Here is a 15,471-nt window from a genome sequence, read left to right as displayed (position 1 = left end):
CTCGGGAGGCTAGCAATGTCCATGACCAACGGTGCTTTCTACGGCTGGGGAGGACTCGGCCTGGATACCAGCGAGCTTTCTGCCCGGACCATCTCAGCAGTGCGGACGGGTTTCGGCGTAGTGGGCGCGGTGTCCCTGATCCTTGGCCTGCTGGTGCTGTTCTGGCCAGGGGCCACGCTGTCGGTCATTGCGTTCTTCTTTGGCCTGTATTTCCTGATTTCCGGTGCGCTGAGGGTGGTCAGCGGAATCGCTGCGCCGCTGACTCCGGGCCTGCGGGTGCTGAGCATCATCGTGGGGCTGCTGCTGTTCATCGTGGGCATCGTCGCGATCCGCAACCCGCTCTCCTCGCTGGCCGTGCTTGGCATGCTGGTCGGCATCGCCTGGATCATCGAGGGCATCATGGCGCTCGCAGAAACTGAATCCGGCGGTTCCCGCTGGTACGCCATCACCTTCGGCATCCTGAGCATTGTCGCCGGAGTAGTGGTGCTGTTCCTGCCGGTCGAGTCCCTGGCGGCGCTGGTGATCTTTGGCGGAATCTTCCTGGTGGTGCTCGGCGTCGTGCAGCTGGTCCGTGCCATCACCTTTGGCCGGGGCAGTGTCCGCACGGCCTGATCCCCGAGCGGCACTGCGGCTTTCACCTGCGGTTTCAGGCAGTGCCCAGCGCACTCCCAGCAGCTGTTAACACAGCCCTAACCTGCCGGCGCTGCCGGCTGTAACACAGCGGCTCCTACGCTAAGGACAGCGGTGCGGCCTCCGGCTGCATCCCCAGTCTCGGTCTCCTTAAAGTACAGATCCCGCACCGGCCACCACTGGCCGGTACGCACCCGGATTGGAGCCGCTCATGGATTCAGGAAATACCGCCTGGCTGCTGGCCAGCTCGGCGCTGGTCTGCCTGATGATTCCCGGCATCGCCTTCTTCTACGGCGGCATGGTTGGATCCCGCCGGATCCTCAACATGATGATGATGTGTTTTGGCAGCGCGAGCCTGGTGGCCGTGCTGTGGGTGCTGTTCGGCTATTCCGCAGCCTTCGGCAATTCCCTGACCCCGCTGGGCGTACTGGGCAATCCGCTGGAGTTCCTGGGACTGGAGAGCCTGCTGACCGACGACCCGTCCGCCGCCCTCCCCGCTGCCCTGTTCGCGGCGTTCCAGCTTATGTTTGCCTGCGTCACGACGGCGCTGGTCGCCGGAGCTGCCGCCGGCCGGATGAAGTTCGGTGCCTGGATGGTCTTCGCGGGACTGTGGGCAGCCCTGGTCTACTTCCCCGTGGCCCACTGGGTCTTCGCGTTCAGCAGTGAGGACGGCAGCGTTACCGGCGGCTGGATCGCCAACAGTCTCGGTGCCATCGACTTTGCCGGCGGCACCGCCGTCCATATGAACGCCGGAGTGGCTGCCCTGGCCCTGGCACTCGTCCTGGGCCGCAGCCGGGGCTGGCCGCACGTCATCACCCAGCCGCACAACCGTCCGCTGGTCATCCTGGGCGCAAGCCTGCTCTGGGTGGGCTGGTACGGCTTCAATGCAGGGTCCGCGCTCAGCGCCGGGCATACCGCCGCCGTCGTATTCCTCAACACCGCAGTGGCAGCCGCTGCCGGGCTGCTCGGCTGGGCACTGATGGAACGGCTGCGGCTGGGACGTTCCTCAACCCTGGGGGCTGCCTCCGGACTCATTTCGGGCCTGGTGGCCATCACCCCGGCGTGCGGGGCCGTCAGCCCGCTGGGAGCGGTGGCCATCGGAGCGATTGCCGGTCTGGTCTGTTCCCTGGCGATCGAGCTGAAGTTCCGGCTCGGCTATGACGATTCCCTCGACGTGGTTGGCGTTCACCTGGTGGGCGGCGTGATCGGCACCCTGCTGATCGGGTTCTTCGCCACCGCAGCCGCGCCCAACGGCGTAAGCGGGGTGTTCTACGGCGGCGGCTGGTCCCTGCTGGGGATCCAGGCCGTGGCAACGGTTGCCGTGCTGGCTTACTCGTTCGTGCTCACGTGGGCGATCGCAAAGGTCCTGGACCTGATGATGGGCCTGCGGGTTCCGGAGGAACACGAGGTCAAGGGCATAGACCTGGCCGCGCATTCGGAATCGGCCTACCTCACCGATGAGGAGCCTGCCGAGCTGGGCGCTCCCGTCCGGCCGTAGCGGACACGTACTGCCGGCGGCGTCCCGTTTCTGCGGGGCGCCGCCGGACTGGCGCCCCGAGCCCTTGCCCTGACACGTGTTGAAGTTGGCTGCCGAAACCGCGAAGCTGGGAGCCCGGACACACCCCAGGAAGGACTCCCCGCATGGCCAGGATCGACCTCAACGCCGACGTTGGTGAGTCCTTTGGCCGGTGGTCCCTGGGGGATGACACCGCAATGATCAGCGCTGTCTCAAGCGCGAACGTTGCCTGCGGCTTCCATGCAGGAGACGCCAGCACCATGTACGCCGCCTGTCTGGCGGCGGCACAGGCAGGCACCGCTGTAGGTGCCCATCCCGGGTACCGGGATCTGTCCGGCTTTGGCCGGCGGGCACTGGACGTGGACGCGGCTGAACTTACCGGCGAAGTGATTTACCAGATCGGGGCGCTGCAGTCCCTCGCCCGGGCTGCCGGGACTGAAGTCCGGTACGTGAAGCCGCACGGGGCGCTGTACAACCGGATTGCCGTGGATCCGGTGCAGGCCCAGGCCGTAATCGATGCGCTCTGTGCCGTGGATCCCGACCTGCCGCTGGTGGTGCTCCCTGGCTCCGTCGTCGAGCAGCTGGCCGCCCGGTCCGGGCTCCGAACCATCGCCGAGGCTTTCGCGGACCGCGCCTACAACCCGGACGGCAGCCTGGTCTCCCGAACCCTGCCGGGCGCGGTCCTGACCGACCTGTCGGAGATCACCGACCACGTGCTGCGCCTGGCCGTGGACGGCAAGATCCAGGCGGTGGACGGCACCATTATCGACGTGGCTGCCGAGAGCATCTGTGTCCACGGGGACACCCCCGGCGCGGTGGCGATGGGGCAGTCCGTGCGCAGTTCCCTCGAAGCCAGCGGGGTTACCGTTGCGAGCTTCACCTAGTACCCGGCCGGCCGCGGAGTCCGGGCTGCTGGTTCGGCCGGTCGGCGAGCGCGCACTGCTCCTGGAAACCGAAGGAACTGCGGAGGCCTTTGCGCTGCATCAGCATCTTTCCGCTGCTCCCCTGCCCGGCCAGCTGGAGGCAATACCGGCCGCCCGAACCGTGCTGGTCCGTTTCGCGACCGGCGCCCATGCACGGCAGGGTGCCGGACTCGCCGCCGGGCTGGAACCGGGGGCCCGGCCTGGCCCCGGGCAGGATGCGCCGCTGGTGGAACTTGAAACCGTGTACGACGGCGAGGACCTGGCCGACGTCGCCCGGCTCACCGGGCTGGGGTCGGCGGACGCGGTGGCAGCAGCCCATGCCGCTGCACTGTGGACCGCTGCCTTCTGCGGATTCGCTCCCGGTTTTGCGTACCTGACCGGCGGTGACCCGCAGCTCGCGGTGCCCCGGCGGGAGGAACCGCGGACCGCTGTCCCTGCCGGGTCGGTGGCCCTGGCCGGAGAGTACTCTGCGGCCTATCCCGGCGTCTCCCCCGGCGGCTGGCAGCTGATTGGCCGAACCTCCGCAGCGCTCTGGGATCTTGGCCGGGAGTTCCCGGCCCTGATTGCGCCCGGTACACGGGTGCGGTTTGTTCCGGTGCGCGAGCACCTGGAGATCAGCGGTTCAGCCGCCCGGCCCAATCCCGGCACCGGCACCGCCGCCGGCGACCCGGGATCAGTGCCTGCCGCCGTCGTCACCGCGGCCGGACCGCTGACCACCGTGCAGGACCTTGGTCGTCCCGGCCACAGCCACGTGGGGGTGGGCAGATCCGGCGCCGCGGACCGGTCGGCGCTGCTCCGCGCCAACCGGCTGACCGGTAATCCCCCGGGCGCCGCAGGGCTGGAGGTGCTCCTGGGCGGACTCCGGCTGCGCGCCGGGAAGGACCTCGTGCTGGCAGTCACCGGTGCGGATACGCCGTTGTCCGTCCGCACCCCTGAGGGAGCTGAACGGACCCTGCCCCTGGAGGAAGCGTTTGTGCTCCGTGCCGGCAGCGAACTGAGCCTGGGCATCCCTGCAGCCGGCCTGCGTTCCTATGTGGCGTTCCGCGGCGGGCTGGAAGCGGCACCGGTTCTGGGCAGCCGTTCCACGGACACGCTGGCCGGGCTGGGACCACAGCCACTGCAGGAGGGAGACCGCCTGGACGCAGGCGTGGACCCGGGCACCGCCGTCGGGCATCCCGAACCGGCCCCTCCCCTGCCGGGCGGCGTCACGGAGCTGCGCTACGTTCCCGGACCGCGGCAGGACTGGTTCGGCCCGGAGGGCACAGAGTCATTCCAGTCGAGAACCTGGACAGTGGGCGCAAGGTCCAACCGGGTGGGCATCCGGTTCGAAGGAGAGGCCCTCACCGGACGGGAAACGGGGGAGCTCGCCAGCGAAGCGGTGCTGCCGGGCTCCGTGCAGGTGCCGCCGTCCGGCCTTCCGATCCTGTTCCTGGCCGATGCCCCGGTGACCGGCGGATATCCGGTGATCGGCGTAGTTGCCGAGGCTGACCTGGATGTGGCGGCGCAGCTGCGCCCCGGCTCGGCCGTCCGTTTCGTCCCGTTTAGCTAGGGCCTGGTGAGGCCTTCTTCCTGGCGAAGGTAGGTCTCCAGCAGCTCGCGGGCATGCGCGGTATCCGGCCCCTCCTTCTCCAGCGCGTCCATCATGTCCCGGCCCTTGGTGCGTCCGGCCGGGAACGGCGGCAGCAGCGGAACGTCCGGGTCTGACAGGACTTCGATCAGCACCGGCCGGTCGGCATCCAGAGCGGCGTCCCAGGCCGGACCGATCCGGGCCGGATCATCCACCCGGATGCCCTGCAGCCCCAGCAGCTCGGCGTAGCGGGCGTAGGAGAAGTCCGGCAGCGCCTGGCTCTGGTCGAAGCGCGGATCACCCTCCATTTCGCGCTGCTCCCACGTCACTTCGGCCAGCTCGCGGTTGTTCAGCACCATGAGCACAAACCGGGGATCGGCCCAGCGAGGCCAGAGCCGGCTGACGGTGATGAGCTCGGACAGCCCGGCCATCTGCATTGCTCCGTCACCGGAAAGCGCCACCACAGGCCGGTCCGGGGAAGCCAGCTTCGCCGCCAGTCCATAGGGAATGGAGCAGCCCATACTCGCCAGGGTGCTGGACAGATGGGCCGGGACACCGGCCGGCAGGCGCAGCTGCCGCGCGTACCAGTACACGCTGCTCCCGACGTCGACGGCCACCTGGGCGTTCTCCGGCAGCCGGCTGCTCAGCTCCCGTACCGCCAGCTCCGGGTTCACCGGCCTGGCAGGGGTCGCGGCGCGTTCGGCGGCCAGCTCATGCCACTGGCGCACCGCGGTTTCGACGGCGTCCCGCCAGCCGGATTCGCGGCGCTCGGTGACCAGCGGCAGCAGTCCTTCGAGGGAGGCTGCGGCGTCGCCGGTGACAGCCGCCTCCACCGGGTACCGGTTGCCGATCGCCGCGGCGTCGACGTCGATCTGCACGGCCCGTGCCGCACCGGGCGGCGGATAGAACTCGGTCCAGGGGTCGTTGGAACCGATGATCACCAGGGTGTCGCACTCCCCCAGCACAAACCCGCTGGCGCTGGTGCCCAAATGTCCCATGACGCCGGCGGCCAGCGGATGGGACTCGTCCACATACGGCTTGCCCATCAGCGACGTTGTGATCCCGGCGCCGGTTTTCTCTGCGAGTGCCTTGACCTGCGGCCAGGCCCCGCGGGCGCCCTGGCCCACCAGGAAAGCCACCCGCTCGCCGTCGTTGATCACGGCCGCCGCAGCGTCCAGGTCTGTCTTTGCCGGCACCAGGTTCGGCGGGCTCCAGACCGGGGCGCTGGTGACGATGCCGTGTTCCTGGTCCAGGTCGGGAGCGGGAGCCTGCTGGACATCGTGCGGAATGATGACGACGGCAGGGGCCCGGTCCGCGAGCGCCGCCTTGAACGCGCGGTCCAGCACCAGCGGCAGCTGTTCGGGACTGTTGACCTGCTGGCGGAAGGAAGAAGCGACGTCGCGGGTGAGGTTGAGCAGGTCGATTTCCTGCATGTAGGCCGAGCCCAGGACGCTGCGGGACTGCTGGCCGATGATCGCCACCACGGGCACGCTGTCCATCTTCGCGTCGTACAGGCCGTTGAGCAGATGGACGGCGCCGGGACCCTGGGTGGAGAGCATCACGCCGGGCCGGCCGGTGTACTTGGCGTGGCCCACAGCCATGAACGCGGCGTTTTCTTCATGCCGGGCCTGGACGAACTGCGGGGAACCTGCCCGGCGCAGGGCGCCCAGCACGGTGTTGATTCCGTCGCCGCTGTAGCCGAAGATCCGGTCGACGCCCCAGGCCTGGAGCCGTTCGACGATGACATCTGCAACGAGCCGTTCTGCCATGGAAACCTCCAATAGTCAGCATGCTGATGGGATTGCCTGCCACTATTCCATGACGCAGACATGCGGCCAAGCACGCCGGAAGGGCATCCACTGGAAGCAGCCCCGTCATGTGACGTGATGCGCGTCACTTCTGGCGTACTGTTGGGGCCAATTCCACCCAGCACCGACCAGCATCGAGCCACCACAAAGATCAAGGAGCAGTTATGTCCCTCCTCACCACCTCCGATTGGCACGGCAAGATCAACACCGGTTCCTGGACCACCGGCTCCGGCGGCACCATGGACGTCATTGAACCGGCTACCGGCGCGAGCCTTGGATCCGTAGGTGCGGCCAGCCGCGAAGACGTCTTAGCCGCCGCGACGCGCGCTGCGGCAGCCCAGCAGGAGTGGGCCCGCACCAAGCCCGAGGAACGGGCGGCGGTGCTGCGCCGGGCCGGCATGCTCTTCGAAGAACACGCCGAGGAAATCCAGGGCTGGATCATCCGGGAAACCGGCGGCATCGGCGCCAAGGCGGGCCTGGAGACCCACGTTGCCGCCAACGAGTGCTTCGACGCGTCGGCCCTTCCGGCCCACCCGGCAGGAGACGTGCTGACCAGCAACGAAGACCGCTGGTCCTTCGCCCGGCGCCGGCCGGTCGGCGTCGTTTCGGTCATTTCCCCTTTCAACTTCCCGCTGATCCTCTCCATCCGTTCGGTGGCCCCTGCCCTGGCGCTCGGAAACGCCGTCCTGCTCAAGCCGGACCCCCGCACCACGGTCTCCGGCGGCGTCTCGATCATGCGGGTCTTTGAAGTGGCCGGACTGCCGGCGGGCCTGCTGCACCTGCTGCCGGGCGGAACGGATGTTGGGCAGGCGCTGGTGGAGGCCCCGGAGGTCCGGGTCATTTCCTTCACCGGCTCGACGGCGGCAGGCCGGAAGGTGGGCGAGGCTGCAGGCAGGCTGCTGAAGCGGGCCCACCTTGAACTGGGCGGCAATAATGCCCTGATTGTGCTGCCGGGAGCGGATCTTGACCTGGCAGCGTCAGCCGGAGCTTTTGGATCGTTCCTTCACCAGGGCCAGATCTGCATGACCACCGGGCGGCACCTGGTCCATGAGTCCCTGCTGGAGGACTACACCTCGCGGCTGGCAGACAAGGCGAAGAACCTTCCGGTAGGTGATCCGGCCAGCGGCCAGGTTGCCCTGGGCCCCATCATCGATGAGCGGCAGCGGGACAACATCGACCGGCTGGTCCGGGAAGCCAAGGATGCAGGGGCGCAGATCGCCGCCGGAGGCACCTATGAGGGACTGTTCTACTCCCCCACCGTGCTGACCGGCCTCACCCCGGACAACCCGGCGTGGACGCAGGAAATCTTCGGTCCGGTGGCACCCGTGCTCTCCTTCTCCACAGTGGAGGAAGCCATCGCACTGACCAATGCTTCGGAGTATGCACTCTCCGTGGGAATCCTCGGCGACGTGGGCCTGGCCATGGAAGTCGCCGACCGGGTGGTTTCCGGCAAGGTGCACATCAACGAACAGACGGTCTCCGACGAGGCGAACTCCCCGTTCGGCGGAATGGGCGCCTCGGGAACCGGTTCACGGTTCGGCGGCGCGGCTGCCAACATTGACGCATTCACCGAAATCCAGTGGCTGACCGTGCGGCCGCAGATCGCCCCCTACCCGTTCTAGGGAGTCTGGCCGGGGGGTTCGGAGTATCGACTCCGAACCCCCCGGGCCGGAGCCTAGCGCGGGCGGACGGGGTGTCCGCTGATGATAGAGACGCGGTTGAACGCGTTCATGGCCACAACTGCCCAGCTGAGCACGGAAAACTGTTCCGCACCCAGCTGCCCGCGGTACTTCGCGAAAAGCTGTTCCCGGTCTTCCCCGGAAGGCAGGTGGGTGAGCGCTTCCGCCAGGCCCAGGGCCGCCCGTTCCGTATCGTCGAACAGGTCCGTATCCCGCCACGCCGGCAGCACGGCCAGGCGCTGGTCGCTCTCACCGGCTTCGCGGGCCTGGCGCGTGTGCAGGTCCAGGCAGAACGCGCAGCCGTTGAGCTGGGAGACGCGCACGTTGACCAGCTCCATGATGATGCGGCCCAGGCCTGCTTCTTCGGCAGCGCTGCGGACGGCGGCTGCGGTGGCTGCCAGCGCCTGATAGACCGGACGGTGCTGCTTGTCGATATAGACCTTGTCGCTCAACGGGTTGTCTCCTCTGGGTTTTCTGCGGGCTCGGGTTCCGGCCAGTCCACGATTCCGGAGTACTCCGGATGTTTCTTCAGCCAGCGGGCAACGTAGGGGCAGTAAGGCACTAGCCGCAGTCCGGCCGCGCGTACGTCGTCGGCGGCGAACCGGACCAGCTCGGAGGCTATGCCCTGCCCCTGGTAGGCGTCGGAAACCTGGGTGTGGGTGAAGGCCCGGCTGCCCGGCTGGTCACGGTAGGCGGCGAACCCGGCAACCGTGCCGTCGCCGTCGTTGATCGCTTCGTAGCGGTGCTCGGCGGGGTTGTGCTGGATGTTCATTGCGGTGCCTTTCTTGTTCAGCTGCGCGGACGCAGCCGCGCGTTGGGCAGGACGGGTGCCGGCAGCGGCGGAAGCGGATCATCCGGGACGGCGGTGAAGCGGACTGCCGGAGCGGCACCCGGATGGATTTCGGCGCCGATGTGCTGCTGCCAGTCGCGGCGGTACTGGACAACTTCTTCGTGGCTGCGGCCGATGAAGTTCCACCACATGACGATCGTTTCGCCCAGCGGTTCGCCGCCGATCAGGACGGCACGAACCGGTGTGCCTGCCGGTGCGCTGATCCTCAGGGTGTGGCTGCCGGGCGGCAGGTAGGCCAGTTCAGCGGGCGCGACGGCGGCACCCTGGAAATGCACTGCCCCGGAGTCCGCGAGGAGTCCGTACTCGAACCGGGGATCGGCGTCGAGCTCCAGTTCGGTGCCCGGTTCCAGGAGCAGTTCCGCCCCGACGACCGGGGAGTGCGTGCGGACCGGGGAGACCGATCCGGCGAGATCGCCCAGGAACACCCGCGCCTCCCAGCCGGCGCCGCGGACGGGCTGGGGTGCATAGTGTTCGAAGCGCGGTTCCGTATGGCGGGAGGCGTCCGGCAGGGCGAGCCAGAGCTGCACGCCATGCAGGACGGCCGCCTGCGGAGTGGAGACCTCGGAGTGGGCTATTCCCCTGCCTGCGGTCATGAGGTTGAGCTCGCCGGGGCGGACCATGGCGTGCGCGCCGGTGCTGTCCCGGTGCTCGATTTCGCCGGTGAAGAGCCAGCTGACTGTCTGCAGTCCCGTGTGCGGATGGGGAGGCACCACCATCCCCCCGGTGCGGGCAACGGCGTCGGGCCCGTAATGGTCCACGAAGCACCAGGCACCGATCAGGCTGCGGCTGCGCTGGGGGAGGGTGCGGCGCACAGGCATGGCCCGCGGCCCGCCCAGCGGCACGTCCCGGGGAGCAAGGATTTCGACGTCGGCGGCCGGGGCACTGGCGCACTCGACTTCCAGCGGGGCAGTCTCGACGTTGCTCATACCTCTCCCAATTCGTTCAGTGCGGCAGCTATTCCTCCCGATGGTACATGCATTTGCATCTAACTGGGAGGCGGCACTTCCCGCCCCGCACCCCTGCAGTCCGCCGGGCCGGCAGATCGCTGCCTTGATGCCGCCGGGATGACCTTGAGCCTAACTTCGGGACCCCGGCCGGCGGTACGCTCGGGGCATGCCAAAAGTCATCTATTACGTTGCTTCGTCACTGGATGGCTTCATCGCCACCGAAGAGGACAGCCTGGACTGGCTGCTGGACTTCGGGTTCGCGTCTTTCCAGGCCCATTACGATCAGTTCCTTGCCGGCGTGGGGGCCATCATCATGGGTGCGCAAACCTATGAGTGGATCCGGCGGGAACAGCCGGACACCTGGGATTACGGTGAACTCCCCTGCCTGGTGCTGACCCACCGCGACCTGCAGGCCCCGCCCGGATCGGGAGTGCGGTTTGCCAGCGGCGCTCCGGGACCGGTCCTGGACCAGGCGCTTGCGCTCGCCGGAGACAAGAACGTGTGGGTTGTGGGCGGAGGCGACGTAGCAGCACAGTTCGCCGACGCCGGACTGCTGGATGAACTCTGGGTCACCTACATGCCCGTCGCTTTGGGCAAGGGACGGCGCCTGCTTCCGGTGGGCGGACCCACCGGGCGGATGCACCTGATTGGCACCACTTCGTTTAACGGCGGCGCCGCGGAACTGCGGTTCGCCCGGGACTGACCTGCGGCGCAGGAGGCACCGGGAGCCTGAATGGCGTGTCGCGCAAACGCGGATAATCCGTGGACGGCACCCGGGACGGTAAAGTTCACTCCAGCACCTCCTACCCCACAACACGACCAAAGGCCGCCGTCCCATGACGACTGACGTTTCCGCCCGCAACAATGTCCGGATCCTCGGCAACAGCGCCGGCCCGGTGGTCATGTTTGGACACGGATTCGGGTGCGACCAGGGGATGTGGCGGCGGGTCCTTCCGTACTTCACGGAGACCTACCGGGTGGTCGTCTTCGACCATGTTGGGGCAGGCGGTTCGGACAAGGACGCCTACACTCCTGCCAAGTACGGCTCCCTCGACGGATACGTACAGGACGTACTGGAGATCTGCGAAGCCCTCGACCTGCGGGACGTAAGCTTCGTTGGGCACAGCGTCAGCGCCATGATGGCCGTTGCAGCCGCGGCCGAGGCACCGGAAAGGTTCGCGAACCTGATCCTGCTGGCTTCCTCCCCCAGCTACATGGACCGCCCGGAAGACGGCTACACCGGAGGCTTCAGCGCCAAGGACATCGATGAGCTGCTGGCCTCCCTCGACGCCAACTACCTTGTCTGGGCTGCTGCAATGGCGCCCATGATCATGGGCAACCCGGAAAGTCCCGAACTGCACAACGAGCTGGAGGGCAGCTTCTGCCGCCTGGATCCGGCGGTCGCCCGCGACTTCGCCGATGTTTCCTTCCGGTCCGATGTGCGGGACCAGCTCGCCGAGGTCAAGGTCCCGTCGCTGATCCTGCAGTGCTCCGACGACCTCCTTGCGCCGCCGCACATCGGCTCCTACACCCGCGACAATATGCCCAATGCAACCCTGGTGCAGCTGCAGGCCACCGGCCACCTCCCCCATGTCAGCGCACCGGCCGAAACAGCAGAGGCCATCCTCGCCTACCTCTCCCGGACCACGGCGTGAGCGACCAGTCCGCCGGCACGGAGCTGGTGCCCCCGGCAGTCAGCGTGGATTACCAGGAACTTTTCCACAGTTCACCCTCGGGGTACCTGGTGACGCTGGAGGATGGAACGATCGCCGAAGCGAACGCGACGTTCGCCAACTGGATCGGCTGCCCGCGCGAGGACCTGATCGGAACCAGCCTGCTCTCCCTCCTGCCCATCGGCGACCGGATCGTCTATTCGACGCACGCCCTGCCGCAGCTCGGCGCCGGCCGCTCCTTCGCTGAACTCGCCGTCGACTTCCTCAGCGCGGACGGCACGCGCCTGCCTGCCCTGATTTCCGCCAACCGCCAGCCGGCCGAGGGTTCCCGGCCCGCCATGGACCGGGTTGTGGTCTTCAACGCCCATGAACGGCGCCTGTACGAACGTGAACTTGTCACTGCGCTCCGCGCCGCGGAACAGGCTGAAGCAGCCCGCGCCAGCGCCGAGGCAGTAGTGCTGGAGAAGCAGCGCGCCCTGCAGGAAAAGGACCGGGTGCTGCAGGAAAGCCTGGCTGAAAGCCGCCGCAAGGAATCCCTTCTGCAAACCGTGCTGAACACGGTGGAAGTAGGCGTCTCGGTGGTGGACGAAGAAGGCAACACCATCCTCACCAACTCCCGCCAGCGCTTCATCAACCGCAGGGCGCTGCCCCCGGGCACGACCGAGGCGAACGAATGTGAGCTGCTGATTTACGGTCCCGACCGGGTCACTCCGCTCCCCCCGGAAATGCGGCCTGTGCGGCGCACCGTCCTGGGCCAGTCCTTCTCCGACCAGCTCGTGTGGTTCGGTGCCGGCGAGGCGCAGCGTGCATTCAGCGTGACCGCGCGTTCCGTCCAGCGCCAGGGCGGCTTCCAGGGCTCGGTGCTGGCCTTCAGCGACGTGACCGGCCTGGTCAATGCCGTCGCCGCGAAGGAAGACTTCGTGGCCAACGTGTCCCACGAACTCCGCACGCCGCTGACCTCGATCATGGGCTACCTGGACCTGGCACTTGAGGACGAGGAGCAGATCCCCGCTTACGTTGCAGCATCCCTGCGGGTTGCACTGCGGAATTCGGAAAAGCTGCTGGAACTGGTCTCGGACCTGCTCTCCGCTGCTGCCGGGCCAAGCAGCATTGAGCGGGTGCCGGCAGATCTCTCCGAACTTCTCAGCAGCTCCCTGACCTCCGCGGCGCCGCGGGCAGAAATCAACAAGGTTCAGCTGGTTCCGGACTTCCCGCCGGAACTTCCGGCAGTGCTGGATCCGCAGCGGATTAGCCAGGTCATCGACAACCTGCTTTCGAACGCCGTGAAATACTCCCCCGACGGCGGCAGGGTCACGGTGAGCGCCTGGAGCACCCCGGACACCCTGACCTTCGAGGTTTCGGACACGGGCATCGGCATGACCCACGCTGAACAGGCGGAGGTCTTCACCAAGTTCTTCCGCTCGGGGACCAGCCGGAAGGCCGCCATCCCGGGTGTTGGACTCGGACTGGTGATCAGCAAGAACATTGTGGAAGCGCATGGCGGAACCATCACCCTGCAGAGCGAGGCCGGGGAGGGCACCGTCTTCACGGTCAGGCTGCCGCTGCAGTCGGAGTGATCGTGCGTGCGGCAATTTTGTCCGGTTTTGCTGCATGTGAAAACATCGACACAGAGCCCATTTCCGTGGTTCCCGGGCCTGCGGCAAGACTGCAGGACAACGCCCCTCGGCCCGCCCACGGCCGGATGAAGAACTGGTAGCAGCATGGACGGCATCTCGACGGCCCGGAAAGTATTCCGGAGACTGGGCTCGTTCTCCTTCGTGGGCACCGTCGCCTTCCTGGTGGATATCGGCCTGTTCAATCTCCTGGTGGCCACTGTCCTGGACGACAACCCCATCTCAGCCAAGATTGTCTCCGTAGTTGTCGCGACGACGATTTCCTGGCTGGGCAGCCGTTATCTGACCTTCCGCCGCACCCGTGGACGGAGCGTGCGGTCCGAGACCATCCTTTTCGCCCTGACAAACCTCATTGGGCTGGGCATCGCCACCGGCTGCCTGTTTGTCTCCCATTATCTCCTCGGGTTCACCAGCCAGTTCGCCGACAACATTTCCGGCAACGTCATCGGCGTCCTGCTGGGCAATGTCTTCCGGTACTTCGCCTACCGGTACATCGTCTTCACGGAGCCGAAGGGCAGTGCCGGCAGTCCCGCCCGCGAAGACGCGGAACTGCCGCGCTAGCCTCGCATGGCGGGCGGTTCCGGTGCCGCCGGAGGCTGGCCGGGCAGGGCCGCGCCCGCAGGTGACGACGGCGCGGAGGCCGGTTCGGAGCTCAGTTCAGCCACCTCGTACCGTGCCAGGCCCGCAGTCTCACCGCCGTCAGCCACAAACTCGGCGCCCGTGGAGAAGCTGGATTCGTCGCTGGCGAGGAACAGGACCAGGTTCGCAATTTCTTCCGGCTCACCCATGCGGTGCAGCGCCACATGCTCCTGCCCGCCTTCCAGTCCGTCTGTCATGGGCGTCCGCACCGCACCCGGGTGCACAGAATTGACCCGGATTCCGTAGGGGCCAAGGTCAATGGCAACAGACTTGGTCAGCCCGCGGACCCCGTATTTGGCGGCTGTGTACCCCGGCAGGTCCTTATAGCCCTGCAGGCCAGCGGTGGAGGACAGGTTAACGATGGATGCCCCGGCGGAGCGCTTCATGGGCTCCACCACGGCCTTGATCCCGAGGAAAACCCCGGTGAGATTAATGGCGATGATGCTGTTCCACTGCTCCAGCGTGTAATCCTCGATGCTGCCGAAGTTCGCAATGCCGGCGTTGTTGACCAGCACGTCGACCCCGCCGAAGGTGTCCACCGCTTCGCGGACCGCAGCTTCCCAGTCTTCAGGGCTGGTCACATCCAGGTGAACAAAGGCCCCCTGCCCGCCCAGCGAGTCCGCCAGGGCCCGGCCCTCGGCGTCGAGCACGTCCCCGATAACCACGTGCGCACCCTCACCGGTGAGCCGGCGGACAACTGCAGCCCCGATCCCCCGCGCGCCTCCGCTGACCAAAACCGTCTTGCCGCTGACCCGTCCCATAAGACCTCCTCGGTGCCGGCCGGCGGAACTGTGTGCCCCTGACCAACGGCCGTCTCTGCACATCCAACTACCCGGCCGGGCAGAAGTCACGGTTTACGGGCTAGAGGTGGCGGAGATACCGCTGCGGTGAGGCGAGGAAGGACCTCCAGTTGCCTACGAGTTCAAGATCCTCCCAGGCCCGGCGCCGCAGTCCCCATGGGCCAAGCTCCAGGATTTCCGCGCCGGGAAGTGCAGCCAGGAGCGGAGAATGTGTGGACAGAATGACCTGCGACCGTCCGTCGGCCAGCAGTCCCTTGAGTACTGAGAGGAGGCTCAGGCAGCCGGAGAAGGACAGCGCGGATTCGGGTTCATCCAGGACCCACAGACCGCGGCCCCGGAACCGGTCCGCGGCCAGTTCCAGGAAGGACTCCCCGTGGGACATCTCGTGGAATGAGATATCAGGCAGGCCCGTCCTCGGGTTTTCCTCCAGATAGGTGTAGAAACTGTGCATGGTTTCGGCCCGCAGGAAGTACCCGCGGCGGGTGGCGCCGGCGTTCCGGACCAGCCGCAGATGGTCGGCGAGAACGGATTCCGTGGAGCGGGTACTGTGCCGCGCACCCGTTGAGCCGCCTTCCGCGGACAGTCCGTAGGCCAGGGCAACGGCCTCCACCAGCGTTGACTTCCCCGACCCGTTTTCACCCACGAGGATGGTCGCCGGGCCCAGATCCAGGCCCCGGTCAAGCAGGTGCGCCACGGCCGGCAGCGCAGCCGGCCAGGATCCACGGTCCAGGGCATGGGCCGGGTCTTCCTCGAGCCGTCGGACGGGATACCGGTGCAGGGCCATGGGCTCCATTCTGGCAGCAGC

15 protein-coding genes are annotated in these 15,471 nt (G+C 67.3%); 9 read left to right on the top strand and 6 right to left on the bottom strand.

What is annotated here, in order from left to right; all coding sequences use genetic code 11:
• Positions 1–21 precede the first annotated feature (21 nt).
• The 4 genes from NGB94_RS08015 (at position 22) to NGB94_RS08000 (ending at position 4,618) form a co-directional block, all read left to right on the top strand.
• Positions 22–612, top strand: coding sequence for an HdeD family acid-resistance protein (locus NGB94_RS08015; protein WP_325790095.1), 591 nt, complete (start codon positions 22–24; stop codon positions 610–612).
• Between the two features lie 229 nt (positions 613–841).
• Positions 842–2,128, top strand: a complete 1,287-nt coding sequence (locus NGB94_RS08010; protein ID WP_325790094.1) for an ammonium transporter — start codon at positions 842–844, stop codon at positions 2,126–2,128.
• Positions 2,129–2,271: 143 nt separating this feature from the next.
• Positions 2,272–3,030 (top strand): 5-oxoprolinase subunit PxpA, encoded by a 759-nt coding sequence (locus NGB94_RS08005; protein ID WP_325790093.1) that lies wholly within the window; start codon positions 2,272–2,274, stop codon positions 3,028–3,030.
• Positions 3,014–4,618 (top strand): 5-oxoprolinase/urea amidolyase family protein, encoded by a 1,605-nt coding sequence (locus tag NGB94_RS08000; RefSeq protein WP_325790092.1) that lies wholly within the window; start codon positions 3,014–3,016, stop codon positions 4,616–4,618. Before NGB94_RS08005 ends, NGB94_RS08000 begins: the two co-directional genes overlap by 17 nt.
• Here the strand turns inward: NGB94_RS08000 and NGB94_RS07995 are convergent.
• Positions 4,615–6,405 carry a thiamine pyrophosphate-requiring protein gene (locus tag NGB94_RS07995; RefSeq protein WP_325790091.1) on the bottom strand — a complete coding sequence of 597 codons (1,791 nt, stop codon included), beginning with the start codon at positions 6,403–6,405 and terminating at the stop codon, positions 4,615–4,617. The two genes, NGB94_RS08000 and NGB94_RS07995, sit on opposite strands and share 4 nt — an antisense overlap.
• A 203-nt stretch (positions 6,406–6,608) precedes the next feature.
• Between NGB94_RS07995 and NGB94_RS07990 the strand changes: the two genes are divergently transcribed.
• The gene (locus tag NGB94_RS07990) at positions 6,609–8,066 is read left to right on the top strand and encodes a benzaldehyde dehydrogenase (protein ID WP_325790090.1); all 1,458 of its coding nucleotides are present in this window, start codon (positions 6,609–6,611) and stop codon (positions 8,064–8,066) included.
• 53 nt (positions 8,067–8,119) lie between these two features.
• On the opposite strand, the gene NGB94_RS07985 is transcribed toward NGB94_RS07990, so the two are convergent.
• The 3 genes from NGB94_RS07985 to NGB94_RS07975 are packed head-to-tail and all read right to left on the bottom strand — an operon-like array spanning position 8,120 to position 9,899.
• Positions 8,120–8,575 (bottom strand): carboxymuconolactone decarboxylase family protein, encoded by a 456-nt coding sequence (locus NGB94_RS07985; RefSeq protein ID WP_325790089.1) that lies wholly within the window; start codon positions 8,573–8,575, stop codon positions 8,120–8,122.
• Positions 8,572–8,895 carry a GNAT family N-acetyltransferase gene (locus NGB94_RS07980; protein ID WP_325790088.1) on the bottom strand — a complete coding sequence of 108 codons (324 nt, stop codon included), beginning with the start codon at positions 8,893–8,895 and terminating at the stop codon, positions 8,572–8,574. Before NGB94_RS07980 ends, NGB94_RS07985 begins: the two co-directional genes overlap by 4 nt.
• A gap of 17 nt (positions 8,896–8,912) precedes the next feature.
• On the bottom strand, positions 8,913–9,899 hold the full coding sequence (locus tag NGB94_RS07975; protein ID WP_325790087.1) for a pirin family protein: 987 nt from the start codon (positions 9,897–9,899) through the stop codon (positions 8,913–8,915).
• A gap of 187 nt (positions 9,900–10,086) precedes the next feature.
• On the opposite strand from NGB94_RS07975, the gene NGB94_RS07970 reads away from it, so the two are divergent.
• From NGB94_RS07970 to NGB94_RS07955, 4 genes are all read left to right on the top strand, one after another.
• Positions 10,087–10,623, top strand: coding sequence for a dihydrofolate reductase family protein (locus tag NGB94_RS07970; RefSeq protein ID WP_325790086.1), 537 nt, complete (start codon positions 10,087–10,089; stop codon positions 10,621–10,623).
• A 133-nt stretch (positions 10,624–10,756) separates the two neighbouring features.
• Complete coding sequence (locus tag NGB94_RS07965; RefSeq protein ID WP_325790085.1) at positions 10,757–11,575, top strand: alpha/beta hydrolase; 819 nt, start codon at positions 10,757–10,759, stop codon at positions 11,573–11,575.
• The gene (locus NGB94_RS07960) at positions 11,572–13,170 is read left to right on the top strand and encodes an ATP-binding protein (RefSeq protein ID WP_325790084.1); all 1,599 of its coding nucleotides are present in this window, start codon (positions 11,572–11,574) and stop codon (positions 13,168–13,170) included. Before NGB94_RS07965 ends, NGB94_RS07960 begins: the two co-directional genes overlap by 4 nt.
• Before the next feature lie 144 nt (positions 13,171–13,314).
• Positions 13,315–13,788: a GtrA family protein gene (locus NGB94_RS07955; RefSeq protein WP_325790083.1), complete on the top strand. Its 474-nt coding sequence runs from the start codon at positions 13,315–13,317 to the stop codon at positions 13,786–13,788.
• Here NGB94_RS07955 and NGB94_RS07950 read toward each other — a convergent pair.
• Together NGB94_RS07950 and NGB94_RS07945 are read right to left on the bottom strand one after the other, a co-directional pair.
• A complete protein-coding gene (locus tag NGB94_RS07950; RefSeq protein WP_325790082.1) occupies positions 13,785–14,627 on the bottom strand; it encodes a glucose 1-dehydrogenase in 843 nt (280 codons plus the stop codon). The two genes, NGB94_RS07955 and NGB94_RS07950, sit on opposite strands and share 4 nt — an antisense overlap.
• Positions 14,628–14,727: 100 nt before the next feature.
• The gene (locus NGB94_RS07945) at positions 14,728–15,450 is read right to left on the bottom strand and encodes an ATP-binding cassette domain-containing protein (protein ID WP_325790081.1); all 723 of its coding nucleotides are present in this window, start codon (positions 15,448–15,450) and stop codon (positions 14,728–14,730) included.
• Between the last annotated feature and the right edge of the window lie 21 nt (positions 15,451–15,471).

It is taken from the genome of Arthrobacter koreensis (assembly GCF_035792275.1).
GTDB classification, from domain to species: domain Bacteria; phylum Actinomycetota; class Actinomycetes; order Actinomycetales; family Micrococcaceae; genus Arthrobacter_B; species Arthrobacter_B koreensis_A.
This window is presented reverse-complemented; position numbering and strand designations above follow the sequence as displayed.

Bases quoted from the DNA above. Each gene is read 5' to 3' on its own strand.
- NGB94_RS08015 (WP_325790095.1), top strand. From the start codon at position 22: ATGACCAACGGTGCTTTCTACGGCTGGGGAGGACTCGGCCTGGATACC.
- NGB94_RS08010 (WP_325790094.1), top strand. From the start codon at position 842: ATGGATTCAGGAAATACCGCCTGGCTGCTGGCCAGCTCGGCGCTGGTC.
- NGB94_RS08005 (WP_325790093.1), top strand. From the start codon at position 2,272: ATGGCCAGGATCGACCTCAACGCCGACGTTGGTGAGTCCTTTGGCCGG.
- NGB94_RS07995 (WP_325790091.1), bottom strand. From the start codon at position 6,405: ATGGCAGAACGGCTCGTTGCAGATGTCATCGTCGAACGGCTCCAGGCC.
- NGB94_RS07990 (WP_325790090.1), top strand. From the start codon at position 6,609: ATGTCCCTCCTCACCACCTCCGATTGGCACGGCAAGATCAACACCGGT.
- NGB94_RS07980 (WP_325790088.1), bottom strand. From the start codon at position 8,895: ATGAACATCCAGCACAACCCCGCCGAGCACCGCTACGAAGCGATCAAC.
- NGB94_RS07975 (WP_325790087.1), bottom strand. From the start codon at position 9,899: ATGAGCAACGTCGAGACTGCCCCGCTGGAAGTCGAGTGCGCCAGTGCC.
- NGB94_RS07970 (WP_325790086.1), top strand. From the start codon at position 10,087: ATGCCAAAAGTCATCTATTACGTTGCTTCGTCACTGGATGGCTTCATC.
- NGB94_RS07965 (WP_325790085.1), top strand. From the start codon at position 10,757: ATGACGACTGACGTTTCCGCCCGCAACAATGTCCGGATCCTCGGCAAC.
- NGB94_RS07955 (WP_325790083.1), top strand. From the start codon at position 13,315: ATGGACGGCATCTCGACGGCCCGGAAAGTATTCCGGAGACTGGGCTCG.
- NGB94_RS07950 (WP_325790082.1), bottom strand. From the start codon at position 14,627: ATGGGACGGGTCAGCGGCAAGACGGTTTTGGTCAGCGGAGGCGCGCGG.
- NGB94_RS07945 (WP_325790081.1), bottom strand. From the start codon at position 15,450: ATGGCCCTGCACCGGTATCCCGTCCGACGGCTCGAGGAAGACCCGGCC.